The organism is Pseudoclavibacter sp. JSM 162008 (assembly GCF_041366455.1).
In the GTDB taxonomy this organism is placed as follows: Bacteria; Actinomycetota; Actinomycetes; order Actinomycetales; family Microbacteriaceae; genus Pseudoclavibacter.
This window is the reverse complement of record NZ_JBEWYX010000004.1, coordinates 1-24,428: the sequence shown is the minus strand read 5'-3', so window position 1 is coordinate 24,428 and position 24,428 is coordinate 1. Positions and strand designations below refer to the sequence as shown.

Here is a 24,428-nt window from a genome sequence, read left to right as displayed (position 1 = left end):
CTGTGGAACACGCTCACGCTACGGAAGGACACTGACCGGCATCTGCCAGACGACCCGCACGCTCAGCGTCGGCCTCCCTTCCAGTGGCGGGGCCGCGTGAGCGAGTCCGGAAGCTGGGTCGTTGCGTCACCGAACGCCGCCGCCAGCTGCGGTTGCGTGAGGTGCAGTACGTGGCGCAGGTCGGCACCGTGCAGCTCGGCGTCCCGCAGGTCGGCGCCGAGGAGGTCGGCCCATCGCAGGTCCGCGCCGCGCAGCTTCGCCGCGATGAGCAGCGCCCCGCGTAGCTCGACGGCGCGCAGGTCGCCTCCGGAGAAATCGGTGCCGAGGTACACGCCGCGCGGCTCGACCCGCGACCAGGCCCCGGATGCGCGGCGTCGGGGCGCGTGCGCCCGTCGCACCTCGCGGCTCACGGCTCCCAGCAGTTCGCCCGCGGCGGGCCTGCTCGACTCGACCGCTGCTCGCAGCACCGCGACATCGGGTGACGCGGCTTGCGCATCCACACGATCGAACAGGGCGTCGATTCGGCGCAGCAGCGGCCGGTCGGCGGTGCGCCGCCTCGCTTCGGTCAGCAGCCACAGCACCTCGTGCAGTTGACGCACGAGTGGGAACACGGCGAACATCGCGTCGCGCAGCCCCTCACCCTCGCGCCAGTCGCCGCCGCCGAAGGTCTCCTGGGTGACCCGCTGTCCGGCGCCGTGGCATTCGAAGACGGTGCAGCCCCGGTACCCGCGTTCGAGGAGCACCGCGTGGATGCTGCAGCCGAGGTTCTCGTCGAGGTTGCGGCAGGGTTTGCCTGCTGGCTTCTCGTGGGCGAAGTCGTCGCCCCGAGAGAAGGCGAGGGCCGAGCAGCAGAGCGCCACGCAGCGCGCGCAGTCGCTCTGGAAGCGCGTGTCGTCTGCATCCGGGCCGCGCCCTGCGCCGGAGACGCCCCCGGCGGATCCTCCGGACCGAGGCCCGGCCGCTCGACCCGAAACGGGGTCGACGGTGAGCGGCATCGGCACGCTCGGCCGGTGCCGCAGCTGCTCGCCGGGGTCGCCTGGTGACATCGTGGCCACAGCCTACGTTCGCATCCGCATGACCCGGCTGAGCGCCTTTCACCCTGTGGATCACTCTGAGCGGGCACATGGCGCACTAGCCCGCGCAGTCAATGTTCGGCGCACCGAACATTGTTCTTCCCCAAGCCGTAGCGCTATGCTCTGGTCATGCTGACCCCCGTGCTGCATGCAGCCAGACGGAAGGCCACCCGCATCGTCGCGGCCGGCCTCGCACTCGTCACGCTCGCATCCCTCACCGCCTGCGCCCCCACTGCCGAGGACGACGACCGCCCCGTCGTCCTCACCACCTTCACGGTGCTCGCCGACATCGCCAGACAGGTCGCCGGCGACGAGCTCCGGGTCGAGTCGATCACCAAGGTCGGCGCGGAGATCCACGGCTACGAACCGACCCCCCTCGACGTCGCGAAGGCCTCCGAGGCCGACCTGATCCTCGACAACGGCATGAACCTCGAGGCGTGGTTCGAGCAGTTCGTCGCGAGCATGGATGTGCCGCACGTCGTCGTCAGCGACGGCGTCGAAGAGGTGCCGATCGCGGGTGACGCCTACGCGGGGCTCCCCAACCCGCACGCCTGGATGTCGCCCCTCAACGTGCAGCTCTACGTCGACAACATGGTCACGGCCTTCTCCGACCTCGCGCCAGCAAGCGCGAGCATCTTCCAGGAGAACGCCGCCGCCTACAAGGCCGAGCTGCAGGCCGTGCACGACGAGCTCATCGCCGCGATCGAACCGCTCCCCACCTCGCAGCGCGCACTCGTCACGTGCGAAGGAGCCTTCTCCTACCTCGCCCGCGATGCCGGGCTGCAGGAGGTCTACATCTGGCCCGTCAACGCGGAGCAGCAGGCCACGCCGCAGCAGATCGCGGGCGTCATCGACCACGTGCGCGACAACGACGTACCCGCCGTCTTCTGCGAGTCGACCGTCTCGGATGCACCCATGCGTCAGGTCGTGGACGCCACGGACGCCGAGTTCGGCGGCACGCTCTACGTCGACTCGCTGAGCGAGGAGGACGGCCCAGTGCCCAGCTACCTCGACCTCATCCGGCACGACGTCGACACGATCGTGGCCGGCCTCACCGGCGAGCAGGGAGGCACCTCGTGAGCCCAGCATCCAACGGCGCACCTGCCGGCACCACAACATCGCCCGCCATCGAGGTCGACGCCCTCACCGTGCACTACGGCGAGGTGCTCGCGCTCGACGGCGCCACCCTCGCCAGCTCGCCGGGGCGGGTGTGCGGCCTCATCGGCATGAACGGCTCCGGCAAGTCGACGCTCTTCAAGTCCATCATGGGCGTCGTCCGCCCCGATGCGGGCACCGTCCGCATCCTCGGCGGCACATCGGCGGATGCGCGCAAGCGGGGTAGCGTCAGCTACGTCCCGCAGAGCGAGCAGGTCGACTGGGACTTCCCGCTCTCGGTGCGCGATGTGGTCATGACGGGCCGCTACGGGCACCTCGGCATCACCAGGCGACCGAAGGCGCGCGACCACGCCGCCGTCGATGCGGCGCTCGAGCGCGTCGAGCTGAGTGACCTCGCGGGGCGCCAGATCGGGCAGCTCTCCGGCGGGCAGCGCAAGCGCGCTTTCGTCGCCCGCGGCATCGCCCAGGAGGCCCAGGTGCTGCTGCTCGACGAGCCCTTCGCCGGCGTGGATACGCGCTCCCAGGCGACCATGACGCGCCTCCTTCGCGAGCTCGCGGCGCAGGGCGTCTGCATCCTCATCGCCACCCACGACCTCGGCTCCCTGCCCGAACTCGCCGACGAGGCCGTGCTCTTCAACCGGCGCGTCCTCCTGCACGCGAGCCCGGAGGAGATCATCCGACCGGAGAACCTGGCCCTCGCCTTCGGCATCGACACCGGCAAGGGGGCAGCCGCATGAGCCCGGCATCCACCGCCAGAGTTGTGACGAAGTGCACCTTCCCGCCGCCGGGACAGCAACCATCCACAACTCTCGGCGACGGGCGAGGCGCGTGCGGCGCGCACGGCGAACGCCGCGAGCACCGCGAACCCCGACATGGAGACCGCGCATGAATCTCGTCGACCTCCTCCTCGAGCCGCTCGGCTACGAGTTCATGGTGCGGGCCCTCATCACGACCGTCATTACGGCCATCGTCTGCGCCCTCCTCAGCTGCTGGCTGGTCCTCATCGGCTGGTCTCTCATGGGCGACGCAGTCTCGCACGCCGTCCTCCCCGGCGTTGTGCTCGCCTACATCGTCGGAGCGCCGTTCGCGCTCGGGGCCCTCGTGTTCGGGCTGCTCGCCGTGGGCCTCATCGGCGTCATCCGGGACACGAGCAGGGTGAAGGAGGACGCGGCGATCGGCATCGTCTTCACGACCCTGTTCGCGTTCGGCCTCGTCCTCATCTCGGTCACCCCGAGCCAGACCGACCTCAGCCACATCCTCTTCGGTAACCTCCTCGGCGTGAGCAACACGGACCTCGTGCAGATCGGCATCCTCGCCGCCATCGTCGCGGTCGTGCTGCTCGTGAAGCGGCGCGACTTCACACTCGTCGCCTTCGACGCGACGCACGCCCACGCGATCGGCCTGAACCCGCGCCTCCTGCGCGGCGCGCTCCTCGGGCTCCTCGCGCTGACGGCCGTCGTCGCGCTGCAGACCGTCGGCGTCATCCTCGTCGTCGCGATGCTCATCATCCCGGGAGCCACCGCGACCGTGCTCACGCGCAGCTTCGCGCGGATGCTCGTCATCGCCCCGATCGTGTCGGTCGTCTGCTCGGCCATCGGCCTCTACGCCAGCTACTACCTCGACGCGGCGTCGGGCGGCATGATCGTGCTCGCGCAGGGCGTCGCGTTCCTGCTCGCCTACCTGCTCTCGCCAACGCAGGGGCTCGTCACGTCGCGCTTCGTCGCGCGACGCCGCGCGAAGGCCGCGTAGCGATCACGCTGTCAGGCTGACGTCACCCAGACCGCTCGGGCGGCCACTGGGCCCAGGGCGAACTGGGGCGCGATCGCGATGTCCGCGCCGGGGGCCGCATCCACGACGCTCAGCACCAGCGACTCGGAGTACGGGTCGCTTTCGCCGATCTCGAGTCGCGCCCCGACGGTGACCCCCTTCGCGGCGAAGTACTTGAGCAGCTCGGGGTCGGAGTCGGAGATGCGCTCCACGACAACGCGCGCGCCCACGTCGAGGCTGCTGAGCAGAACAGCCTGCGGGATGCTCACCTCTCCGGCTGCGGACGGGATCGGGTCGCCGTGCGGGTCGCGCTCCGGGTGCCCGAGCAGAGCGTCGATCCGCTCGACCATGAGGTCGGACACCGAATGCTCGAGGTTCTCGGCCTCGTCGTGCACCTCGTCCCACCCGTAGTGCAGCACCTCGACGAGAAACGTCTCGAGCAGCCGGTGCCTGCGAATCATGGCGAGCGCGTGCGCGCGACCCTCAGCCGTGAGCGAGATGCTGCCGTAGCGGGCATGCTCGAGGAGGCCCTGGTCGGCGAGTTTTCGGATGCCCTCGGACACGGTCGAGAGCCGGAGCTGCAGGCGTTCGGCGACGATCGTCGCCGTGACGGGCGCATCCGACCACTCCTGGAGACTCCAGACCACCTTGAGGTAGTTCTGCGCGCTCACCGAGAGTTCTGACACCGACATGCGGACAAGCCTACGGGGCAGGGTGCGCGGCGCGCGGATGCCCGGAACGCGGTCGTCGCGACGGCCGAGGGTCAGGCGCTCCAGCGGTCGCCGAAGCGGCTCTCGCCCGCGAGCATCGTCCACACCGTGGTGCTGAGCGGCGGGTACTCGGTCGCGATGCGGCGCATGAGCTGCGCGTCGTGAGCGCCGCTCTCCGGCGCCTCGTCGCCACCCCGCTCGAGCGCTTCGGCGCGCATGAGCAGCACGACCAGCTCGTCGACGGTCGGCAGCTCCTGCATGAAGCGCCACGGGTCCTCCCCGTTGCGGGCACGTGCGTAGATCATCGTCTCGCGCTCGTCCTGCGCTTCGGCGCGCAGGACCTCCAGGCTGGCTCGCCTGGTCAGTTCATAGCGCTCGGTTTCCACGCGACGAGCCTACGCGCCACCTCGTCATCCCACTGGGACTTGTGGAATGAGCAGCGTTGCCTGTGGACAGAGGTCCGCCAGGGGCGTCCGCGTGAGAGTCTTCTCACCTGCCAGGCTCTGGACTCCTGCGCCCCAGATAATCGATGGATGCGGGTGATGACGGCGGGCGAGGCGAGGCTGGAGGTGCGGCCGCGCTCTTCGGTGCGGGTGCGCATCCTCGCGTCGATCCTGCTCGTCACGATGCTCGGCATGGTCGTCGCGGGCGCCACGAGCTACGTCGCCGCCCGCGAGCGCGTGCTCACGGGCGTCGACGAACGACTCGTCACCGTGGCCGAGAGCGTACGCGGGCTCGTGAGCGGGCAGGAGCTCGCGGCGCCGACGACACCTGACTCGGCCAGTCCGTCTGCTTCGGCCAGCCCGTCATCTACGGCCAGCCCGTCAGCGACCGCACCAGACGCCGCTCGGACGTTCGCGAACTCCACCGAGGCGCTCGAGCTCGTCATGCAGCGCCTCATCCCGGAACGCAACGAGGGAGCCCTCGGGCTCATCGACGGGGCGCCCGCGTTCATCCCGTCCACCGCGACTCCGTTCTCGCTCGTCGACCTGCCCGCGCTCGTCGAACGAGCCGTGAGCGAGACCGCCGACGGCTCGGTGCGTATGGGCACCTTCGTCGACGCCACCCACGCGCTCCGGTATGTGGCCGTGCCGTTCACGGTGGGCGACGGCTCGAGCACGGCCCTCTACCTCGCGGCCTACGACCTGCGTGCCGAGCTCGCCGACACCAACAGCACCTTCCAGACCTACTCTCTGGTCGCCGTCGCCGCCCTCATCGTGGTCGGGCTTGTCGGCTGGTTCGTCGCAGGCCGCCTCCTCAGGCCCCTGCGCGAGCTGCGGGAGACGGCGGCCTCCATCACGGGCAGCAACCGATCCGCGCGCATCCCTGTCGTCGGCCACGACGACGTGTCGGCGCTCACCGCGACGATCAACGGCATGCTCGACCGCCTCGACGGCTCCCTCACCGCCCAACGGCAGCTGCTCGACGACGTGCGCCACGAGCTGAAGACCCCCATCACGATCGTGCGCGGACACTTCGAGATCCTCGACCCGACGGATTCCGCAGAGACCCGAGAGACGGTTGCACTGGCCCTCGATGAGCTCGACCGGATGAGCGAGCTCATCGACGACATCGAGGCTCTCGCCGTCAGCGAGCAGCAGGGGCTGCTGAGTCTGGCGCCGTGCGACGTGCTCGAGCTGACCGAGCAGGTGCATGCGAAGGCGAGCGCCCTCTCGGCGCACCGATGGGTGCTCGAGCAGACGGCCCCCGTTGTCGTCGATGTCGACGCGCGGCGCATCACGCAGGCCTGGCTCCAGCTCGCCGACAACGCGGCGAAGTACTCGCCAGCGGGTTCCCGGGTCGGCCTCGGGAGTCTCGTGGATGCGCGCGGTGAGCTGCGCCTGTGGGTGCGCGACGAGGGCGTCGGCATCCCCGCGTCAGCCCAGGAGCGCGTCTTCGACCGCTTCGGGCGGGCCGAGACGGGGCGCAGCCGGACCGGATCCGGGCTCGGACTGTCGATCGTGCAGTCCATCGCGCGCGGCCACGGCGGGCGGGTCGAACTCGAGAGCGAACCGGGCGTCGGATCGATGTTCAGCATCGTGCTGCCCGGCGCCGACGCCGGACTCGCCTCGAAGCCGACCGACACGACTTCCGAACCCCAGCGAGAGGACCCCGCATGAGCAGCATCCTGGTCGTCGAAGACGAGGCGCGCATCGCCTCGTTCGTCGAGAAGGGCCTGAAGTCGAGCGGTTACGCCGTGACGGTCGCGGCCAACGGCACCGACGGCGTCGACCTCGCCCGCGGCGGTGACTTCGATCTGGTGCTCCTCGACGTCGGACTCCCAGGGCTCGATGGCTTCGAGATCCTCGACCGGCTGCGCGCCGAAGGCAACGCCGTGCCCGTCATCATGCTCACGGCCCGGACCTCGGTCGAGGCGACAGTGCGGGGCCTCGACGGTGGGGCCAACGACTACCTCGCGAAGCCGTTCAAGTTCGACGAGCTGCTCGCCCGCATCCGCCTGCGGCTTCGGGACGCGGGCCAGGTGGCGGCCACCGAGCTCACGCATGACGACCTGCTGCTCGACCTCCGAACGCGCCGTGTGCGGGTGAACGGCGCCGACATCGACCTCTCGGCGCGCGAGTTCGGCCTCGCCGAGCAGTTCTTCGGGAACCCCGGTCAGGTGCTCAGCCGCGAGCAGCTGCTGAGCCGAGTGTGGGGGTTCGACTTCGATCCTGGCTCGAACGTCGTCGACGTGTACGTGCGCTATCTGCGCGGCAAGATCGGTGCGGACCGCATCGAGACGGTGCGCGGCATGGGCTACCGCCTGCGCTGAGGCGAACTCGGGCGCCCCGACGGGAGGCGTCCGCGCCGCAGGTCAGTCCTCGTCGTCCCCATCGTCGTCGTCATCATCATCATCGTCGTCGTCGATCTGCGACGGCCCGACGGGGTCGACCGGCACCGGAGCCTGGATGCTCCCCGTCGGCAGCGAGGGCGGCACCGGGTCCGGCACGTTGCTGGGCGACGGCGAGCCGGTGCCGGCCGGGGCAGTCGGCGACGGGGTCACGCTGATGGTCGTCACGGGCGTCTGCGCACCGACGATGGGCCCGACGTCGAGGGACTCACCCGGTGACGAGCGCAGCGACATGGCCTGAGCGAACGTGACCCCGGCGAGCGCGATCGCGAGCGCGCCGGCGCTCGCGAGGGCAAGCACCAGCCAACGCGGGCGGGGCTTCTGGGTGGTCATCGTCTCGGCTCCATCGAGAGTGCGACGGCGAAGTCGAGGATGCGGTCCGGCAGCGCGTCGAGCCCGGCCCCGCCGCGGACCGCCGCGCCGAAGGCGTGCGAGAGCAGGTGGGTGAGGGCGACCGCGTTGGCGCGGATGCTCAGGTCGGGGTCGTCGGTGAGCGTTCCGGCCTGTCCTGGGCTGTTCCAGGTGTGCGCGAAGTCGCCCCACGCGAGGCGCACGAGTTCGGCGAGCTCGAACGTCGAGGTCCGGAGCTCGGCCCTTCCGCGGAGGTCATGCGTGAGGGCGGTCACGATCGCGTGTGCATAGAGTCCGCCGAGGTCATCGGCGAGGTCGCCGACGCCCGCCGTGTCGATGTCGACGACGCCCGTGATCGTGGCGCGGCCGTCGGTCTGGGCGTGCGGCTCGACGAAGATCTGGCCGAGGTGGAGGTCGCCGTGCACGGTGCGCGCCGGCCCCGGGCGCGCACGGGCGACCTCCGCGCGGATGCACGCGGCCACCCCATCGATGTCGGCCCTGCGCGCGGGGAGGAGGTCGTAGAGGCGCAGCAGGTACCAGTCGAGTCCCGCCGTCAGGCTCGCGCGGGCCCCGCGGGAGACCCTGGCGGCGCCGATGGACGCGACCAGTGACTGCAGCTCCCGCAGGAACGCGAGCCGCGCATCCGGTGTTCGTGGCACGTGTGAGTCGGCGGGAACGCCCGGCATGCGCTCGAGGGCGACGAGGCCCGCCTCACTCCAGCCTCGGCTTCGCGGCACTGCCACGCCGGCACCGGCGAGTTCCTCGTGGATGCGATGCAGCGGTTCCGCGTGCCCCGGTCGGACGACCTTGAAGAAGAGGGTCCCCTCGGGGCCGGCGAGACGCAGCACCGCCCGGCGCCCTGGCCGGTACGCGAGCATCTCGAGCTGCCCATCGCCGACGGCGCCGAAGCGCGCCGCGGTCTCGCGCGCGGAGTCGGGGAACGCCGTCGCGGGGAGGGCGGGAAGGGCGGGGTCGTGCGGGTAGCGCCACACGCGCACCTGCTCGCGGGTCGCGGGGTTCTGCACGGTGGTCCACTGCTGCGATTCGCCGGCGACCGAAGCGGCCGCGGGGTTCGTCGCCGTGTCGATGAACAGACGGATGCGCTCGTCCGGTCCCTGCAGCGACGCGAGCTCGACGTCGTAACCGGCAAGCACACCGTCGCCGCTCGGCTCAGCGCAGGCGAGCGTGACCGACGCCACCTCGCGGCCGGTGCCCGTGGCGACGGCCTCGATCACCTGCCTGGCTGCTGCGAACATGTGCTCCTCCTGCGGCGCTGCGCTGAGCTGCTGTCGTGCTGAGTGTCGAACTGGATTTTCCGCCGCAACGTCCCGCGGCTCTGCCTCGAACCTACCGGGGTCGCAGCGCGACAGCCCGGGAACGTGCTCAGTTGTGGAGAACGCCGACTACGCGCTCGGCACGGACGGCGGCGTCTGCGCGCTCACCGGGCTCTGGGCGGAGACGGGGCTCTGGGCGCTCACGGGACTCTGGGCGGAGACGGGGCTCTGAACAGTCGGAACGCTCTGCGGGGTCTGCGCCGAGACGGGGCTTGGGGAGCTGAAGACGGGCGTCGCGGTCGGTGAGGCGCTGGTGCCCGTCGATGGGGAGGCCGACGGTGTGGTGGATGCGGCTGGGCTGCTCGTCGCGGACGGCGTCGAGAGGTTGAGCTGCTCGCCGGGCACGTCGCGCACTTCGAGGGCGTTGGCGACGCCAGCCCCGCCGACGGTCAGGATGCCGAGGCCGAGGGCGCTGGCCGAACCGACGATGATCCAGGTGTTCTTCTTCTTGTTCATGGCTGCTGCCTCCTGTTGTCTGCCGAGGCGTGACTTCGCCTCGGTAGCCCCAAGTTTCGTGAGCGTTCATGAGACGCACAGTGCCTGAAGATGAGAGCGGCCTCATCTTCGCGCGGACGCCGTCGTGCAGACACGCGAGGGGCGAGTGGATGCGTGCATCCACCCGCCCCTCACGTCGGGAGCCCGAGCCGGGTCAGGCGGTCTGGCCCCGGTGCTTGCCCTCCGCGACCTCTTCGACGAGCTTCGCGTTGAACGCGGGGAGGTCGTCTGGCGTTCGACTCGAGACGAGGCCCTGGTCGACATGGACCTCCTCGTCGACCCACGTCGCGCCCGCGTTGATGAGGTCGGTCTTGAGGCTCGGGAAGCTCGTGAGCGTGCGCCCGTCGAGCACCTTCGCGTCGGTGAGGATCCACGCGCCGTGGCAGATCACTGCGACCGGCTTGTGCGCCTCGAAGAAGTCGCGCACGAAGCTGACCGACGCCTCGTCGAGGCGGAGCAGATCAGCGTTGCCGACGCCACCGGGCAGGACGAGCGCGTCGAAGTCGGCCGCTCTGGCGTCGCCCGAGGCGAGGTCGACGGCCTGCTCGTGCCCGTTCTTGCCCTTCACGCTGCCGGACTCGGGTGAGACGAGTGACGCATCGCCTCCGGCTTCGGTCACGGCGCCCCATGGGCTCGTGAGCTCGCTGTCCTCGAAGTCGTTCGTGAGGAGGAAGGCCACGCGCTTGGTGTCGAGAGTCGTCATTACTGATCGTCCTTTCGTCGGGGGAAAGAGTGTGCTGCTCAGTCGCAACCGGGATGTTCTCCCGCGACGAGCAGGCATCCACCGTCTCGCACGGACCTCCCCGAAACGTGGACGGCCCGTGTGCGCGACCTGGCTGTCAGCTGGACGAACCCAGGAGGAGCTTCCGCAGCGCCGCCTCCCCAGACCCACGCCCCACCTCGACGACCCGCCCCTCGTCGTAGGCCTCGATGACCCTCGGATCGATGTAGCTCGAACGCGCGACCGCCGGCGTGTTCCCGAGCAGCTCGGCAGTGTCCCGCACCGCTTGCGCCACAAGTGACGTGCGCTCGCGCACCGTTCCCCCAACTCCCAGCTCGGCCAGTCGACTCGCGGCGAAGACCGTGCCGTGCAGCGTGCGGAAGTCCTTCGCCGTGAACTCGCCCCTCGTGCGCGCCCTGATGTCGTCGTTGACTTCGCGAGCCGAGAGGCGACGCCACGCTCGCCCGTCCTTCCACGACAGGATGCGCCGCCCCGGCGACCCGCTCTCCCTGCGCTCGCCGAGGAACGTGACGAGTTCGAGATCCTCGATGAGGGCGCTCCACGGCACCCCACTCTTGCCCTTGAACTCGAGCAGCACCTGCTCATCCTGCAGCGAGATGTGCCGGTTCAGGAGCGTCGTCAGTCCGCGGTGCCCGAACTGCTTCGCCGACCGCTCACTCCCGACGCGCAGGAACGCCGTGTCGAGGAGCTTGAAGCTCGCCGCGAGCGATGCCTCACGTCCGTCATGCACCGTGCGAAGCGCGCGGGTCGCCGCGCGGCGCGCCGACGGCAGCACGCGCGAGAGCTCGAGGGCCCGGTCGAAGGTCACGATCTGGCGCTTCGCGGTCCAGTCGGGATGGTAGATGTACTGCGTGCGGCCAAGCGCATCCACGCCCACCGCCAGCACGTGCGCGTTGTCGTGCGGCGCGATGCGCACGTCTCGCCACGCCGGCGGGATGGCGAGCGATGCGAGTCGAGCGCGCACCACGGGGTCGACGATGCGCTCACCGCGCTCGTCCCGGTAGCTGAAACCGCTCCCGGCTGCCTGCCGCGTCCACGCGGATTGAGTCGGCGTCCACCTTCGCAGTCGAACCATCTGTCTTGGCTAGCACCTGCGCGCCCCGCGAAGCAAGAGCTGAACGGCCATCGGCTGGATGGCGTATTTCTAGGAGGTATCGCCTTCCCACAGATGTGGTGAGAACCCTCCACAGATCCCGTGGAAGTGGCTCCGCGCACATGTCGATGCGCGAGGATGCGACTATCCGTTCGAGACGGTCGCCAATGACGGCAGGAGCCTCATGCCATTCCCCGTTCCACCTCTCACCGCGACGATGCCCGCCGAGGGCCGAGTCGACCGCCTCTCCGAGCACACGTATCGCGTCGTCAAGGACGGCCGCATCCTGGGTTTCATCAACAAGATCGACGACCTCTGCGTCGTCTCGGCCGGATCCGACGCCGGGGCCGCCCTCGAGGTGCTGCAGACCCGCGACTTCGCGCGCGCGGTCAAGGAGCTCCAAGACCGAGCCTGACCCATGACCTCACGCCGCAACTCCCCGGCCCGCTGGAAGACAGCGGGCCTTGGAGTCGTGGCCACCCTCACGGCGGCCTTCGCGCTGACCGGATGCACTGCGGCCGGATCGGGAGCGAGCTCGGAATCAGCCACCGGCACGTTCGCGCCGGCTCCCCCCGCCTCGTCGGCTCCCCCTGACCAGCCGGGCGGCGCCACGGAGGCCGCCGGCGACCTGATCTTCGCCGCCACCGCCGACGACCGGCATTCGTGGATCACGGCCGAGGCCCGCGTCTCGGGCGTCACTCGATCCGGCACCTGCGAGTACACCGCGAGCGCCGAGGGCGTCGACACGATCACGCGCACCGCCAAGGCCCTCGCCAGCAACTACGACACCGTCTGCGGCGACATCTCCTTCGAGCTCGGCACGCCGGGGACCTACACGATCACGGTGACCGTCACGGAGGTCACGGACCAGCCGCTCACGGCCAGTACCGACGTCGAGTTCCTGGGCGCATCCGCCGACTGACCCCGGGCGCGCGAGCCTACCGTCCGCGGCGCACGAGGTGGCTGGCCCTCGCGCCCGCCCCGCGCAGGAGCCGCTCGAGCTCATCCGAGCGGTGGCCAAGACGCGGTGACTCGAGCGACAGCGCCACCGCTCCGATCACCTCACCCGAGGCGCTGCGCACGCCGACGGCCGCGCACGTGTGACCCGGCACGAACTCCTCACGCTCCCAGGCCACGCCCCGCAGCCGTACCCGTTCGAGGTGTCGCTCGAGCTCGTCGCGCGACGTGATCGTCGCATCCGTGAACGAGGGCATGCCGTTCGCGTCGAGGAATGAGTCACGCTCCTCCACGCTCATGCCGGCGAGGATGATCTTGCCGAACGCTGTCGCGTGTGTCGCCTCGTGGAAGCCGAACTCGAGGGGGCGGATGCGCTGTGCACGCGCCGAGTCGGCGACGTGCGCCACGACCACATCCGTGCCCCGGTAGACCGCGAAGTACGCCGCAACGTCGCCGGCCTCGTGCAGCGCCTGCACGACCGCCCGCATGGGTGGCGAGACCCCGAGCTGCTGGTGCAGCGCCCGGCCGAGCTCGTGCACCTTGTAGCCCAGCTCGAACCGGCGCTCCTCGCGCAGGTGCACGAGGTAGTCCGCATCCACCAGCAGCTGGGCGAGCCGGTAGACGGTTGGCAGCGAGAACCCGAGCGTCTCCTTGATCTCAGTCGCGGTCGCGCCGCCGTTCTGGGCGACGAGCTCCAGCAGCGACAGCGCCTTGAGCGTGCTCGAGGAAGGCGCGGCCGACGCCGCACCCGGGCCCGCGTCGCCCTCGAGGGGAGGCACGGCGGCGATCGAGGGGGCGGATCTGCTTTCGGGGGCATCCACGTCGACACTCACCGCAGCAGTATGCGCAGTGAAGACTGGACCCGCGGTGAGTGTCGCGTGGCTCATGACGTCTCCCTACAGCTCGCCGGCGCGCAGCTGCGTCGCCAGGTAGTCGGCCTGGCGCATGGCGAGCGCCACGATCGTGAGCGTCGGGTTGGCCGCGGCGCTCGTCGTGAACACGGATCCGTCGCCCACGAACAGGTTCGGCACGTCGTGGGATGCACCCCACCGGTCGACGACCCCGTCCTCGGGTCGCTCGCTCATGCGCGCCGTCCCGAGGTTGTGGGTCGACGGATACGGCGGGGTGCGGTGCACGTGCTCCGCACCGACGGCCTCGTAGAGCAGCGTGCCACGGTCGTAGCCGTGCTCGCGCATGGCCGCGTCGTTGGGGTGGTCGTCGTAGTGCACGTTCGGGACGGGCAGCCCGTTCGCGTCCGTCACCGAGCGGTTCAGGGTGATGCGGTTCGACTCCTGCGGAAGGTCCTCACCGACGATCCACATACCTGCCGTGTTCTCGTACGCGTCGAGCACCGAGGTGAAGGACTTGCCCCACGCGCCGGGGTCGGCGAAGCTCGCCAGGAACGCGGGCCCGAGCGACAGCGTCTCCATGAAATAGCCGCCCACGAAGCCGCGGCTCGGGTTGTGGCCTGACTCATCCCGGATCACGCCGGCCATCGTCTCGCCGCGGTACATGCGCACCGGCTTGTCGAAGCGGGCGTACAGCGAGCCGGTCGTGTGGCGCATGTAGTTGCGCCCGACCTGGCCGGATGAGTTCGCGAGCCCATCGGGGAACAGCGAGCTCGCACTCAGCAGCAGGAGGCGTGGCGTCTCGATCGAGTTGCCCGCCACGACGACGACCCTGGCCCGCTGGCGCTGCAGGTTCCCGTCCCGGTCGAGGTACAGCACCCCATCCGCTCGCCCGTCGACGTCATGCGTGATCTGCACGGCGTAGCTCTCGGTGCGGAGGTCGAGCAACCCCGTCTCGAGGGCACGCGGGATCTCGCGCACCATCGTGCTCCACTTCGACTTGTTCTTGTCTCCCTGGAAGTTGAAGCCGTCCTGAATGGATGCGGGCCGCCCGTCGTACGGCTCCGCGTTCGTCCCATACGGCCCCGTCGAATAGTGCGTGTACCCGGCCCGCTTCGCACCCTCGGCGAGCACCTTGTAGTTGTTGTTGGCCGGCAGCGGCGCCCGCCCGCCCGTGTGCGTCGAGCCGATCGCATCCTCGGCCCTCACATACCAGGGCGCGAGCTCGTCGAGGGTGATCGGCCAGTCGAGGAGGTTCGCCCCATCGACGCGGCCGTACGTGCTGCGCGCCTTGAACTCGTGCTCGTAGAAGCGCGGCGTCGCGCCGGACCAGTGCGTCGTCGTGCCACCGACCGCCTTCACGATCCATGCGGGGAGATTCGGGAAGTCCTTCGCGATGCGCCACGAGCCGCTCGTGGTTCGCGCATCCAGCCACGCCATCTGGTTGAAGGCCTGCCACTCGTTGTTCTCGTAGTCCTCGTTCTGCAGGTACGGTCCGGCCTCGAGCACCACGACGGGGATGCCCTTCGCGGTCAGCTCGTGCGCGATCGTGCCGCCTCCCGCCCCGGAGCCGACGATGACGACGACCTCGTCGTCCTGCGAGATGGGCTTCCCGAACTGCGTGGGGCGTGCGCCCGTGTCCTCGGTCATCGCTCGACTCCTTCGTGGCTCGCGGCGAGATCGCCCGGCTGGTTGGTGGAGATGGGGTTGCCGTCGCCGGAAGCGGCGCCTGCGGATGCCGCCGGGATGCGCACGGCACCCGTCTGCGGACGCTTCAGTCCGGGCAGCGGCGAGAACGGCACATCCGCCGGCTCCTCTATGAGTGGCTCAGGCACCCAGTCGAGGTCGTTGAAGCCCCGGTTCACGTACCCGCCGAGCTCGAACGAGGAGCCCTCGTAGCCGACCGCCTTCCACACCTCCGGGTCGTCGTAGAGGTTCAGCACCGTCGTGCGGCGGATGAAGCCGAAGAAGTCGGTGTGCTCGATGCTCCGCAGCACGGCCGTCGCTTGGTCCTCGTCGAGGGCGGTGAAGTCGCCCGCCGACAGGGAGTCGAGCGTGAGGAGCCCCTGCGTGAGCGTCACCCGAAGCCACGTCGACGACTTCGACTCCTCGAGGATGATCTGCGCGGTCCGCTCGTACGGCGAATCGGGGAAGGACGGGTGCGGGAATGCCACCCGGATGACGCGCACGAGCAGATCTCGAGCGTGCTCGGTGAGCTCTGTCTCGTTGAGCTGGGGGTACTTGGCCGGATATGCCATGGGTGTCGCTCTCCTCTCCATTGAGGTCTTGGTCTGCAGTGGTCCCGATAGGCCCGTCGAGGCCGGACTCGAACCGTCCCGTGCCGGTGGGGGCCCGCATCCGCCTCGCGTCATCGGCGACGCGGCGGTGGAGGCGGTGCTCATACGGTGCCCCGCACGATCCTCTCCTCACCACTCGCATTCTCGACATGCAAGAAACGGCGTTGCCTGGGTGGTCGCAGCGACGAGAGTCTGTGACGTGTCGGGGCGGATGAGAACGGCCCCGCGCATCCCGCAGGCAGCACCCTTCGCGCCTGCAGCAACTGAGAACAGGAGACAACGATGTCCAAGGTCCTTATCCTCGCCGGTGACTTTTCCGAGACCCTCGAGGTGTTCTACCCGTACGAGCGGCTCCGCGAGGAGGGCTACGAGCCCGTCATCGCCGCGCCGACCAAGAAGCGCCTGCAGTTCGTGGTGCACGACTTCGAGGGCTACGACACGTTCACGGAGAAGCTCGGGCACGGCTGGAACGCCGACATCGCCCTCGCCGACGTGAACCCCTCCGACTACGTCGCCCTCGTCGTTCCCGGTGGGCGCGCCCCCGAGTACCTGCGCAACAACGAGGACGTGAAGCGCATCGTGAGGCACTTCTTCGGCGAGGACTCCCCCGTCGCCGTCACCTGCCACGGGCCGATCATCCTCGCGAAGGCGGGCGTGCTCGAGGGGCGTACCACGTCGGGCTTCCCCGAGATCGCGGCCGACATCGAGGCCGGCGGCGGCACCTACGAGAGCTCGGAGGCCCTCGTGGACGGCAACCTCGTGAGCGCCCGCGCCTGGAACGACAACGGCCCCTGGTTCGGCAAGTTCATCGCGCTCCTTCGCGAGAAGGCCCCCCTCTCCGCGTAGCGCCCGCAGGCGCGCTCCCCCTGCCCCGCTCGCTCCCGTCCCCGTCCCCGTCCCCGTCCCGGCGTAGACCTGGGGCTTGTGCATCCGCCATACTCGCCCGGCGTGCGCAAGCCCCAGGTCTCACCCGCGCTTCCCACCGCGCCAACGCCGGGGTTGACTGCGTTGTCACAGGGGCATAGCCCGTTGTCTCTCCACAGGCAGGAGTTCACCAAGACCGTGGATGCTGGCCCGCGTCTAGCGTCAGCGTGTGACTTCCGACAACAGACCCCCTCGATTTCGGACAGAGCTCCCGGCTGAGCTCCGGGGTCAGAGCTTCACGGTCGCGGATGCGCAAGCGCTCGGGGTGGGCAGGGGCCGGCTGCAGAACCGCAGCCTTGAGCGCCCCTTTCGCGGAGTGCGCGTCGACGCCCTCGCGCTCGCGCCGACGATCGAGCATGAGGCCAGGGCCGCTGCCATCCGCCGCAGGTTGCGAGCCCACGACCTGCAGTACGCACCGCTCTTGAAAGAGTCGCAGGCATACGGGGCGATCTCGGCGGCTCGCGTGCTCGGTCTCCCGCTGCCGTGGCCGCTGCTCAGCGACACACGCGTGCATCTCATCGTGCCGGAAGGCAGGAACCTCCCGCGGCGACCCGGCGTGGTCACACGAATCGTGCCGCTGCGGCTCTGGCGCACGTTTGCGTTCAAGGGAGTCCTCCTGCCGCACCCGACACTGCTGTACTGCCTGATGAGCCGTGATCTGCTGCGGTCGAATGCCTTCGCCGTGCGGTCGGACCTGCTCAGTCTCGGCGACGCGCTCGTGACGGTCGCACGGAACTACCCGAACCGTGTCTGGAATGGCAACCTCACGACTCGCGCGGCCCTCGCCAGCGCAGTCGCTGAGTGGTCGCCCGGTTTCGGCTCCTCCGTGCTCCGCGAGATGACCCCGCAGATTCGCGAAGAGGTGGAGTCGCCGTATGAGAGCCTCATGCGCTTCGCGCTCCACGATTCCGGGTACCCGGAGCTCGCGGTGCAGCACTCGCTGCAAGTTGACGGCGTGGAGCTGGCTCGGCCCGACTGTGCCGACCTCAAAGCCAAGATCGCCTACGACTTCGAGGGCCTCGGTCACTTGGTGAGCCCAAGCCAGTGGCGACGGGACGTGAAGCGAGCGCGGCTTGTCACCAACCTGGGCTGGCACGGTGAACGCCTCACGCACTCGGACCTCTGGCCGGACCCCAGTGAGTTCATCAGGCACGCGCACGGTCTCCGTGAGCGGCGAATGCGTCTCCTCGGCGAGATGTGACTCCCTGCGTGCGGTGAAATCTGACGCAATCCGCGCGCGCATCCCAAGGTCTCCGCGGGCGACGCCACAAACCTTGGCCCGGTGCACCCACACCGCAGAAAGCGAATGCGCAAGACCTAGGTCTGCCGAAGGGCTGCTTCAACAGTGCTGCCCGGGACCGGCCCCTGGCTCGGGCGGGCGGGCGGTACACAACGCGCGGATCCGCCACCCCTCAGCCAATCCTGCGCGTAGACCTGGGGCTCCCGCATCCACCCTTCGCGCAGACCGTGCGCAACCCCAAGGTCTCCGCCGGCGACGCCACAGACCTTGGGCAAGCGCACCCCCAGTTCATTGAAAGGATGCGCAATGCCCAGGTCTGCGGCGGGGCGACGCGGGCGCGGGAGAGGGGCGGGGGCTAGCTGAACTGGATGCCGCCGTCGACGAGGATCGTCTGGCCGGTGACGTAGTCGGAGTCCTCGGACGACAGGTAGGAGACAAGCTGAGCGACGTCGTTCGGCACGGAGACGCGGCCGAGGAGGATGGACTTCGCGTTCTCCGCGAGCGCCTCACCCTTCGCGAGGCCCTGCTTCGCGCCGAGCTTCTCGTCGATGAGGTCCCACATGGCGGTGCCCACGATGCCGGGACCGTACGCGTTGACCGTGATCTTGTGCTCCGCCCACTCCATCGCGGCTGCCTGCGTGAGGCCGCGCACGGCCCACTTCGACGCCGAGTACGGGCCGAGGAGCGCGAACGGGCGGAACGCGACGATCGACGCCGCCCCGATGATCTTGCCGCCGCCGCCCTGCTTGATGAACTGCCTGGCCGCCGAGCGGTACTGGTAGAAGACGCCGGTGACGTTCACGTCGAGCACGCGCTGGAAGTCGGCGCTCGAGTAGTCGAGCAGCGACTCGACCTGCGCGATGCCGGCGTTGGCGATGAACACATCCAGCTTCCCGGCCTTCTCGGCCGTGAACTCGACGAGGGCGTCGACGGATGCCTCATCCGTGACGTCGACGACAGCTCCTGTCGCCCGTCCCCCCGCGTGCTCGATGGCGGTGACCGTCTCCTCGACGCCGGCCTGGGCGCCCTCCAGGTCGGCGACGATGACGTGCAGTCCGTCCCGGCCGAGTCGCTCTGCGATTCCCTTGCCGATGCCCCGTGCTGCTCCCGTGACGATGGCGACGCGCTGTTCGGTGCTCATGAATCCTCCTTGACTCGAGCGGCGCCTGCGCTCCGATGCGCGGCGCTCGCTGCGAGGCTATGGAGGACGCACCGCCCGACGAAAGCATCCCTCTCGCTGAGCGAGAACGCGCATCCGCATCCAGGCCCGCCACCCTTCATCCGTCACCCCGCACGCAGACACACGGAAAGCGCCGGTTCGTCGAGCAACGAACCGGCACTTTCCGTGTGGATGCGGGGCCCCAGAAGGTCGCCCGGAGGGACCAGCCGGAGGGACCGGCCGGAGGGATGTGAGTGGGAGTCCTCAGTCGTCCGCGTTCGCGGCTGCCGTCGCGACGATGCGGGAGGCCATCGTCGCGAAGATGAAGCCGTGGAAGGGGAAGACGGCCGCCCAGTAGAGGCGGCCGAGCAGCCCCTGCGGGAAGTAGACGGCGCGCTGCTCGTAGCGCGAGCGGATGCGTTCCCCGTCCTTCTCGCCGTCGCCCTGCGCATCCGTCTCGCCCTCGCCGTCGCCGACGGGCACTGCCCGCATCTCGAGCCAGGCGAGCCCGGGGACGCGCATCTCGGCGCGAAGGCGGAGCAGCGACCCGTGCTCACCGCCACGTTCGATCGTCTCGACGCGCCAGAAGTCGAGGGCGTCACCTTCGGCGAGACGGTCCGGGTTCGTGCGTCCGCGCCGCAGTCCGACACCGCCGACGAGCTTGTCCATGACGCCTCTGGCTCCCCAGAGCAGCTTCGACGAGTACCAGCCGTTGTCGCCGCCGATGCCCTCGATGACGCGGAACAGCTGCTCGGGCGGCACCGTGCTCTCCTTCGACTGCTCGTCGGTGAACACCGTCTGCCCTGCCCAGTCGGGGTCGGCGGGCAGCGGGTCGCTCGGCGAGTTGTGCACGTTCGCGTCTCGCCAGCTGGTCTCGGTCGCGCGCAGCTTCTCGCGGCCGAGCGCCAGCTCGACGGCTCGCAGGTACGTCGTGAGGCCTTCCTCGGGCGGCGGGATGAGCGCGTCCACGTCTCGGTTCTTGACGACGCACTCGTTCTGGAGCGACTCGACGAGCGGGCGGGCGATCGATTTCGGGATGGGCGTGACGAGGTTCACCCACCTCGATGCGAGGCCGGGCGTGAAGACGGGGAGCGAGGCGATGGCACGCTGCGGAAGGCCGGCTTTCACCGCGTACCCGTTCATCATCTGCCCGTACCTGAGCACGTCTGGCCCGCCGATGTCGAGCGGACGGTTCACATCCGCTTCCACTCGGGCGGCACCTAGGAGGTAGTGGAGCACGTCACGCACGGCGATGGGCTGGATGTGGTTGCGCACCCACTGCGGGGCCGGCATGTAGGGAAGCACGTCGGTGAGGTGGCGGACCATCTCGAACGACGCCGATCCTGAACCGATGACGATGCCGGCCTGCAGCACGATCGTCGGCACGGGCGAGTTGAGGAAGACCTCGCCGACCTCCTTGCGGGAGCGCAGGTGCTTCGAGAGCTTCGCGTCGTCGGGATGCAGGCCGCCGAGGTACACGATGCGGGAGACGTTCGCTTGCGCGGCCTGCTCGGCGACGTTCTCGGCGAGCTTCAGGTCGGTGCGCTCGAAGTCGGAGCCTGAGCCCATGGCGTGCACGAGGTAGTAGACGACGTCGATGTCCTGCATCGCTTCGCCAACGGCCTTCGGGTCGTCGGCGTCACCCACGACGACATCGACCTGGTCGCCCCAGTCGTAGGCGGCGACGCGGCCCGCGTTGCGGGCGAGCACGCGCACGCGGTAGCCGGCGGTGAGGAGGCGCGGCACGAGGCGCCCCCCGAGGTAGCCGGTGGAACCGAAGACCAGAACGCGGGGAGCGGACCCGTCGGGGCGCGGCTTGGCCTTGAGCGCGGGCTCGTTGCCGGTCGGCGCGGGGGTCGCGGGAGTGGTGTTGTTGGCCGGGGCGTCGCCGGTCGTGAAGTCGTTGCCTGCGGGGCCGGATGGGGACGTGCCTGGGGATGCCATGCTCGCGAGGCTATGACTTCAGACTGACCGAAAGATGATGGGTTGACATCGCGAAGTTCGGGCCGTCCGGGACGGGGAAAACCCCCGAGCGGCCGAGCCGCTCGAGGGTCTTTCCGGCTGTGTTCTGCTCGGCGTCTAGCTCTGCACGACCGCGACCGGGTCGGTGGTGGGGAGGCCCGTCTCCGAGCCGCCCTTCGACTCGACGGTGACACCGACGGCCATGCCGGGCGCGAATGTGCCGTCGAGCACGCGCACTGCCGGGGATCCGTCGGCCATCGTCAGGATGCCGGCAGGTGCCGGCCCCTCGCCGTCGATGTACCAGAGCTCGTAGTCGTTCTCAGCTGGCAGCTGGGCCATGCCGTGGGCGACGACCGCCGACTGGCCGAGTTCCTCGGACCAGTAGACGGTGACGGTCCCGCCGCCGGCGACCTCGGTGCGGGCGCTGTCGACGTCGGGGGCGGCGAGGATCAGCGCGACGCCACCGTCGGCGGTCGGCGGCTCCTGCCCATCCTGCCCGAACCCGCCGAAGGCGAAGCCTCCGCCGAGGAACAGGCCGACGGCCAGCACGACGGCCGCGGTTGCCGCGAACATCGCCTGTGCGCTGCTGCGGAACCAACGGCCACGGGCACGCGTCTCGACGGGACCGAAGTCGTCCTCGCCGTGGCCGGTGCTGGATGCGCCCCCGCCAGCCGAGGCGACGCGACGATCGTCGTGGAGGTCACGATCGTCGTCCTCGTCGGTCTGCGGCTCCGGGACGAGGGATAGCTTGCGCCGTCCCTCGCCGTCGGTGTCTTCGTTCGCCACGTCGGCTCGCGAAGGAACTCCGGTCGCGTCCGAGGCGTCGGCGGAGGACGTCGCATCCCGCTCGTCGCCGATCGGGTTCTGCTGCGGGAAGCTGTCGAGCTTCGCGAACAGCGAGTCCTTCATGGAGAGGGGCGGTCGGATGGGGTCCGTGGCCAGCGCGAGCTGGGCTGCGGCCTCCTGGTAGCTCTCGAACTCCTCGGAGAGCTCGCCGTCTTCCAGGAGCTTGTTGAGCAGCGCCCGGTCGGCGGCATCGTCGAAGTCGTTGGCGGAGAGCGCCTCTGCAGCAAGCAGCTGCTCGAGCTCTTCGCGTTCGCGATCCTGTTCGTTGCTCATGACTCCACCCCCAACTCTCGTCGCAGCCGATTCATTCCGTCTCTGATTCTCGTCTTCACCGTGCCGAGCGGCACCTCGAGCCGTTCCGCGATCTCACTCTGCGTGAGACCCCCGTAGTAGGCAAGGGTGACGGCTTCACGTTGTTGATCGCTGAGCTTCGCGAGCGCCTGCTGTGCGCGCTTGTGCTCGATGCTGATCTCCGCGGATTCGGCGACGTCGTCGCGTTCCCCTTCGAAGTCCCGCACCCCGATCTTCAGGTCACGGTCCTTCGACGCCTGGGATGCACGCACCCGGTCGATGGCTCTGCGGTGCGCGACAGTCAGCATCCAGGTGGTCGCCTTGCCCTTGCTCGGCGAGTACGACGCGGCGGTCTGCCAGATCTCCAGCAGCACTTCCTGTGCGACCTCTTCGGATTGCGCCTGGTCGACAAGCACTCGCCGGATCAGCCCCAGAACTCGCGGGGCCATGAGGTCGTAGAGGGTGGAGAAGGCTTCCTTGCTTCCTGTGGCGGTACGCACGAGAAGTTCCTCTATCTCTCCGATGGCTTCGCTCACCAGCTCAGCTTGCCATCTCTCGAAGCTTTCGCGAATTCGGTTGACTTCAACCTGTGAACCGGCGGGAGCTCTGGTGGGGGCTGGGTCGTTCGGCCTGGCCTCAACCGAAGGTGAATGAGTAAGCATCCACGCCACCCCCCCAGCGTCACGGTCAGCTCTCCCTGCTTGCTCTGGTCCCCTTCGAAGAGGAGGTACGAGCCTGGGTTGCCTTCGACCTGGATCTCGCGGGGGCCCGTGCCGTCGTCGACGGTCACCGTGCCCGATCCGCCGAGCACCATCCGGATGGTCGAGGCCGTGTACGAGAGCTTGATCTTGCCCTCGTCGTCGCTTCTGATGCCCTGCGAGTCGAGGTTGAAGTCGCCTTCGAGGGAGAACGTGTCCTGCTGCTGCTCGGCGGGGAACGTGAAGCTGCGGTCGCCCTGGCCGTAGTCGCCCTCACCTGCGTAGTTGACGACCTTCGTCGGCATCAGGTAGGTCTCGGGGGTCGTGCTTCCGAGCTCGGGCGTCGTGTCCGAGGTGTCGGTCTCACCCGGCAGCTGCACGTCGGGGTTGGCTTCCTTGAGGAGGTCGCGGATCTGCGCCTCGGTCTCCGCGTATCCGCCTTCACCGAAGTGGATGGCGCGGACGGTGCCGCTCGCGTCGATCAGGTAGTGGGCTGGCCAGTAGCGGTTGCGGTAGTTCGTCCACGTGCCGAGGTTGTTGTCGAGTGCGACGGGGTACTCGATGCCGAACTCGTCGATCGCGTTTGAGACGTTGGATGCTTCCTTCTCGAAGGCGTACTCGGGCGAGTGGATGCCGATGACCTGCAGGCCGGCGTCCTTGTAGGCCTGGTCCCAGGCGGTGACGTGAGGGATCGAGCGGATGCAGTTGATGCAGGAGTAGGCCCAGAAGTCAATGAGCACGACCTTGCCCTCGGCTGCCTGCGCAGCGAGCTGCACCTCTTCGCCGTCGGGAGTGTTCATCCACTCCTGGATGTCGAGGATCTCGGGCGCGGGACCGCAGTCGCCGAGCTCAGGATCGCCGGGCGTGCAGTTGGTGAGCTGCTCGTTCTGGTCGTTGACGAGGCCGCCGAACGCGAGGGCCTCTTCGACCTGCTCGTTCGAGTTGAACTGCTCCTGCAGGCCCGCCGTGTAGTCGGGGACGAGGCGCTGGAGCAGCTGTGGGAGGTTGAAGACGAGGCCGATCGCGAGGGCGATCATGACGACGCCGGCCGTGATGCGGATGCCGCGCTGGTGCTTGCGGAACGACTTGACGCGCTCGCCCACCCGGCGCCCGGCGAGGGCGAAGATGAGGAGCGGGATCGCCGCACCGATGCCGAAGGTCACCGTGAGGATGACCGTCTCGATGCCGATCTGGCCGGTCGAGCCTGCAACCGTGATGGCGGCGAGCACGGGGCCGGCGCACGGCACGTAGACGGCGCCGAGGGCGATGCCGAGGAGGAAGCCGCCGCGGTCGGTGTTGACCTGCTTCTGCGGGATCCACGAGAACGGCTTCTCGAGGAGGTGCTCGAACTTCGGCACGATGAGGCCGACTCCGATGAGCACCAGCACGATGATGCCCGCCCAGCGGAGCACATCCTGGGGGAGGCCCAGGAGGCTGAGGAGCAGCGAGCCGAGCAGCGTGAAGACGCTGAAGCTTGTAACGAGGCCCAGGATGACGAGGTACGGACGGGCGGATGCGCGCCGCTTCGTCTTCTGCTCGCTCTTGACGGCTCTTCGGAATCAAGGGTGTAGGTGGGGCCTGAAGCCCCCGGCTTCGAGCAGGCTGCGCGCGACGTAGTTCGTGAGGTTCCGGAACCCGAGCGCCGAGCCTCGAAGATGCTCGAGGCGACCGTTG

The 24,428-nt window shown here is 69.3% G+C and carries 25 protein-coding genes; 9 read left to right on the top strand and 16 right to left on the bottom strand.

The features are described 5' to 3' along the window. Nucleotides 1–62: 62 nt before the first annotated feature. Nucleotides 63–1,046 carry a pentapeptide repeat-containing protein gene (locus ABVF28_RS04275; RefSeq protein WP_371029589.1) on the bottom strand — a complete coding sequence of 328 codons (984 nt, stop codon included), beginning with the start codon at nucleotides 1,044–1,046 and terminating at the stop codon, nucleotides 63–65. 156 nt (nucleotides 1,047–1,202) lie between these two features. Here ABVF28_RS04275 and ABVF28_RS04270 point away from each other — a divergent pair, with 156 nt between their 5' ends. The 3 genes from ABVF28_RS04270 (at nucleotide 1,203) to ABVF28_RS04260 (ending at nucleotide 3,938) form a co-directional block, all read left to right on the top strand. Then, the gene (locus ABVF28_RS04270; protein ID WP_371029588.1) at nucleotides 1,203–2,153 is read left to right on the top strand and encodes a metal ABC transporter substrate-binding protein; all 951 of its coding nucleotides are present in this window, start codon (nucleotides 1,203–1,205) and stop codon (nucleotides 2,151–2,153) included. Beyond that, nucleotides 2,150–2,926: a metal ABC transporter ATP-binding protein gene (locus ABVF28_RS04265; protein ID WP_371029587.1), complete on the top strand. Its 777-nt coding sequence runs from the start codon at nucleotides 2,150–2,152 to the stop codon at nucleotides 2,924–2,926. The genes ABVF28_RS04270 and ABVF28_RS04265 overlap by 4 nt, the downstream gene beginning before the upstream one ends. Before the next feature lie 148 nt (nucleotides 2,927–3,074). Further along, on the top strand, nucleotides 3,075–3,938 hold the full coding sequence (locus ABVF28_RS04260; protein ID WP_371029586.1) for a metal ABC transporter permease: 864 nt from the start codon (nucleotides 3,075–3,077) through the stop codon (nucleotides 3,936–3,938). Nucleotides 3,939–3,949: 11 nt separating this feature from the next. Here ABVF28_RS04260 and ABVF28_RS04255 read toward each other — a convergent pair whose 3' ends face one another. Beyond that, nucleotides 3,950–4,648: a metal-dependent transcriptional regulator gene (locus tag ABVF28_RS04255; protein ID WP_211891016.1), complete on the bottom strand. Its 699-nt coding sequence runs from the start codon at nucleotides 4,646–4,648 to the stop codon at nucleotides 3,950–3,952. 71 nt (nucleotides 4,649–4,719) lie between these two features. Further along, a complete protein-coding gene (locus ABVF28_RS04250; RefSeq protein WP_244296265.1) occupies nucleotides 4,720–5,052 on the bottom strand; it encodes a tryptophan synthase subunit alpha in 333 nt (110 codons plus the stop codon). 147 nt (nucleotides 5,053–5,199) lie between these two features. On the opposite strand from ABVF28_RS04250, the gene ABVF28_RS04245 reads away from it, so the two are divergent. Together ABVF28_RS04245 and ABVF28_RS04240 are read left to right on the top strand one after the other, a co-directional pair. Continuing rightward, nucleotides 5,200–6,786, top strand: coding sequence for a sensor histidine kinase (locus ABVF28_RS04245; RefSeq protein ID WP_371029585.1), 1,587 nt, complete (start codon nucleotides 5,200–5,202; stop codon nucleotides 6,784–6,786). Then, a complete protein-coding gene (locus ABVF28_RS04240; RefSeq protein WP_371029584.1) occupies nucleotides 6,783–7,439 on the top strand; it encodes a response regulator transcription factor in 657 nt (218 codons plus the stop codon). The genes ABVF28_RS04245 and ABVF28_RS04240 overlap by 4 nt, the downstream gene beginning before the upstream one ends. A gap of 42 nt (nucleotides 7,440–7,481) precedes the next feature. Here the strand turns inward: ABVF28_RS04240 and ABVF28_RS04235 are convergent, their stop codons facing one another. From ABVF28_RS04235 to ABVF28_RS04215, 5 genes are all read right to left on the bottom strand, one after another. Continuing rightward, nucleotides 7,482–7,850: a hypothetical protein gene (locus tag ABVF28_RS04235; RefSeq protein ID WP_371029583.1), complete on the bottom strand. Its 369-nt coding sequence runs from the start codon at nucleotides 7,848–7,850 to the stop codon at nucleotides 7,482–7,484. Further along, the gene (locus tag ABVF28_RS04230) at nucleotides 7,847–9,124 is read right to left on the bottom strand and encodes a phosphotransferase family protein (protein WP_371029582.1); all 1,278 of its coding nucleotides are present in this window, start codon (nucleotides 9,122–9,124) and stop codon (nucleotides 7,847–7,849) included. The genes ABVF28_RS04235 and ABVF28_RS04230 overlap by 4 nt, the downstream gene beginning before the upstream one ends. A 147-nt stretch (nucleotides 9,125–9,271) precedes the next feature. After that, nucleotides 9,272–9,658, bottom strand: coding sequence for a hypothetical protein (locus ABVF28_RS04225; RefSeq protein WP_371029581.1), 387 nt, complete (start codon nucleotides 9,656–9,658; stop codon nucleotides 9,272–9,274). Nucleotides 9,659–9,851: 193 nt separating this feature from the next. Beyond that, the gene (locus tag ABVF28_RS04220) at nucleotides 9,852–10,400 is read right to left on the bottom strand and encodes a type 1 glutamine amidotransferase domain-containing protein (protein WP_371029580.1); all 549 of its coding nucleotides are present in this window, start codon (nucleotides 10,398–10,400) and stop codon (nucleotides 9,852–9,854) included. Between the two features lie 136 nt (nucleotides 10,401–10,536). Further along, a complete protein-coding gene (locus ABVF28_RS04215) occupies nucleotides 10,537–11,514 on the bottom strand; it encodes a DNA topoisomerase IB (protein ID WP_371029579.1) in 978 nt (325 codons plus the stop codon). Between the two features lie 202 nt (nucleotides 11,515–11,716). Between ABVF28_RS04215 and ABVF28_RS04210 the strand changes: the two genes are divergently transcribed. Together ABVF28_RS04210 and ABVF28_RS04205 are read left to right on the top strand one after the other, a co-directional pair. Further along, a complete protein-coding gene (locus tag ABVF28_RS04210; protein ID WP_104312961.1) occupies nucleotides 11,717–11,947 on the top strand; it encodes a hypothetical protein in 231 nt (76 codons plus the stop codon). Between the two features lie 3 nt (nucleotides 11,948–11,950). Further along, nucleotides 11,951–12,454: a hypothetical protein gene (locus ABVF28_RS04205; protein ID WP_371029578.1), complete on the top strand. Its 504-nt coding sequence runs from the start codon at nucleotides 11,951–11,953 to the stop codon at nucleotides 12,452–12,454. Nucleotides 12,455–12,470: 16 nt separating this feature from the next. Here the strand turns inward: ABVF28_RS04205 and ABVF28_RS04200 are convergent, their stop codons facing one another. Genes ABVF28_RS04200 through ABVF28_RS04190 form a run of 3 tightly spaced genes read right to left on the bottom strand, consistent with a single transcriptional unit; the run spans nucleotide 12,471 to nucleotide 15,595 of the window. Beyond that, entirely contained in the window at nucleotides 12,471–13,376 is a 906-nt protein-coding gene (locus tag ABVF28_RS04200; RefSeq protein ID WP_179557807.1) for an IclR family transcriptional regulator, read from the bottom strand. Nucleotides 13,377–13,385: 9 nt separating this feature from the next. Beyond that, nucleotides 13,386–14,987 (bottom strand): GMC family oxidoreductase, encoded by a 1,602-nt coding sequence (locus tag ABVF28_RS04195; protein ID WP_371029577.1) that lies wholly within the window; start codon nucleotides 14,985–14,987, stop codon nucleotides 13,386–13,388. Further along, nucleotides 14,984–15,595: a hypothetical protein gene (locus tag ABVF28_RS04190; protein ID WP_371029576.1), complete on the bottom strand. Its 612-nt coding sequence runs from the start codon at nucleotides 15,593–15,595 to the stop codon at nucleotides 14,984–14,986. Before ABVF28_RS04190 ends, ABVF28_RS04195 begins: the two co-directional genes overlap by 4 nt. A 321-nt stretch (nucleotides 15,596–15,916) precedes the next feature. Here ABVF28_RS04190 and ABVF28_RS04185 point away from each other — a divergent pair, with 321 nt between their 5' ends. Together ABVF28_RS04185 and ABVF28_RS04180 are read left to right on the top strand one after the other, a co-directional pair. Beyond that, complete coding sequence (locus ABVF28_RS04185; protein WP_104312965.1) at nucleotides 15,917–16,480, top strand: DJ-1/PfpI family protein; 564 nt, start codon at nucleotides 15,917–15,919, stop codon at nucleotides 16,478–16,480. Nucleotides 16,481–16,727: 247 nt separating this feature from the next. Next, entirely contained in the window at nucleotides 16,728–17,759 is a 1,032-nt protein-coding gene (locus ABVF28_RS04180; RefSeq protein ID WP_371029575.1) for a hypothetical protein, read from the top strand. A 394-nt stretch (nucleotides 17,760–18,153) separates the two neighbouring features. On the opposite strand, the gene ABVF28_RS04175 is transcribed toward ABVF28_RS04180, so the two are convergent. From ABVF28_RS04175 to ABVF28_RS04155, 5 genes are all read right to left on the bottom strand, one after another. After that, the gene (locus ABVF28_RS04175; RefSeq protein WP_104287516.1) at nucleotides 18,154–18,939 is read right to left on the bottom strand and encodes an SDR family NAD(P)-dependent oxidoreductase; all 786 of its coding nucleotides are present in this window, start codon (nucleotides 18,937–18,939) and stop codon (nucleotides 18,154–18,156) included. A 282-nt stretch (nucleotides 18,940–19,221) separates the two neighbouring features. Next, complete coding sequence (locus tag ABVF28_RS04170; RefSeq protein WP_371029574.1) at nucleotides 19,222–20,901, bottom strand: DUF2867 domain-containing protein; 1,680 nt, start codon at nucleotides 20,899–20,901, stop codon at nucleotides 19,222–19,224. Between the two features lie 135 nt (nucleotides 20,902–21,036). Next, a complete protein-coding gene (locus ABVF28_RS04165) occupies nucleotides 21,037–22,038 on the bottom strand; it encodes an anti-sigma factor domain-containing protein (RefSeq protein ID WP_371029573.1) in 1,002 nt (333 codons plus the stop codon). Further along, nucleotides 22,035–22,595, bottom strand: a complete 561-nt coding sequence (gene sigK, locus ABVF28_RS04160; RefSeq protein ID WP_249312354.1) for an ECF RNA polymerase sigma factor SigK — start codon at nucleotides 22,593–22,595, stop codon at nucleotides 22,035–22,037. Before sigK ends, ABVF28_RS04165 begins: the two co-directional genes overlap by 4 nt. Next, on the bottom strand, nucleotides 22,589–24,244 hold the full coding sequence (locus tag ABVF28_RS04155) for a cytochrome c biogenesis protein CcdA (protein ID WP_371029735.1): 1,656 nt from the start codon (nucleotides 24,242–24,244) through the stop codon (nucleotides 22,589–22,591). Before ABVF28_RS04155 ends, sigK begins: the two co-directional genes overlap by 7 nt. Between the last annotated feature and the right edge of the window lie 184 nt (nucleotides 24,245–24,428).

Excerpts from the sequence above, each read along its gene's own strand:
- ABVF28_RS04275 (WP_371029589.1), bottom strand. The coding sequence starts at position 1,046 with ATGTCACCAGGCGACCCCGGCGAGCAGCTGCGGCACCGGCCGAGCGTG.
- ABVF28_RS04270 (WP_371029588.1), top strand. The coding sequence starts at position 1,203 with ATGCTGACCCCCGTGCTGCATGCAGCCAGACGGAAGGCCACCCGCATC.
- ABVF28_RS04260 (WP_371029586.1), top strand. The coding sequence starts at position 3,075 with ATGAATCTCGTCGACCTCCTCCTCGAGCCGCTCGGCTACGAGTTCATG.
- ABVF28_RS04255 (WP_211891016.1), bottom strand. The coding sequence starts at position 4,648 with ATGTCGGTGTCAGAACTCTCGGTGAGCGCGCAGAACTACCTCAAGGTG.
- ABVF28_RS04245 (WP_371029585.1), top strand. The coding sequence starts at position 5,200 with ATGCGGGTGATGACGGCGGGCGAGGCGAGGCTGGAGGTGCGGCCGCGC.
- ABVF28_RS04240 (WP_371029584.1), top strand. The coding sequence starts at position 6,783 with ATGAGCAGCATCCTGGTCGTCGAAGACGAGGCGCGCATCGCCTCGTTC.
- ABVF28_RS04235 (WP_371029583.1), bottom strand. The coding sequence starts at position 7,850 with ATGACCACCCAGAAGCCCCGCCCGCGTTGGCTGGTGCTTGCCCTCGCG.
- ABVF28_RS04230 (WP_371029582.1), bottom strand. The coding sequence starts at position 9,124 with ATGTTCGCAGCAGCCAGGCAGGTGATCGAGGCCGTCGCCACGGGCACC.
- ABVF28_RS04225 (WP_371029581.1), bottom strand. The coding sequence starts at position 9,658 with ATGAACAAGAAGAAGAACACCTGGATCATCGTCGGTTCGGCCAGCGCC.
- ABVF28_RS04220 (WP_371029580.1), bottom strand. The coding sequence starts at position 10,400 with ATGACGACTCTCGACACCAAGCGCGTGGCCTTCCTCCTCACGAACGAC.
- ABVF28_RS04215 (WP_371029579.1), bottom strand. The coding sequence starts at position 11,514 with ATGGTTCGACTGCGAAGGTGGACGCCGACTCAATCCGCGTGGACGCGG.
- ABVF28_RS04210 (WP_104312961.1), top strand. The coding sequence starts at position 11,717 with ATGCCATTCCCCGTTCCACCTCTCACCGCGACGATGCCCGCCGAGGGC.
- ABVF28_RS04205 (WP_371029578.1), top strand. The coding sequence starts at position 11,951 with ATGACCTCACGCCGCAACTCCCCGGCCCGCTGGAAGACAGCGGGCCTT.
- ABVF28_RS04200 (WP_179557807.1), bottom strand. The coding sequence starts at position 13,376 with ATGAGCCACGCGACACTCACCGCGGGTCCAGTCTTCACTGCGCATACT.
- ABVF28_RS04195 (WP_371029577.1), bottom strand. The coding sequence starts at position 14,987 with ATGACCGAGGACACGGGCGCACGCCCCACGCAGTTCGGGAAGCCCATC.
- ABVF28_RS04190 (WP_371029576.1), bottom strand. The coding sequence starts at position 15,595 with ATGGCATATCCGGCCAAGTACCCCCAGCTCAACGAGACAGAGCTCACC.
- ABVF28_RS04185 (WP_104312965.1), top strand. The coding sequence starts at position 15,917 with ATGTCCAAGGTCCTTATCCTCGCCGGTGACTTTTCCGAGACCCTCGAG.
- ABVF28_RS04175 (WP_104287516.1), bottom strand. The coding sequence starts at position 18,939 with ATGAGCACCGAACAGCGCGTCGCCATCGTCACGGGAGCAGCACGGGGC.
- ABVF28_RS04170 (WP_371029574.1), bottom strand. The coding sequence starts at position 20,901 with ATGGCATCCCCAGGCACGTCCCCATCCGGCCCCGCAGGCAACGACTTC.
- ABVF28_RS04165 (WP_371029573.1), bottom strand. The coding sequence starts at position 22,038 with ATGAGCAACGAACAGGATCGCGAACGCGAAGAGCTCGAGCAGCTGCTT.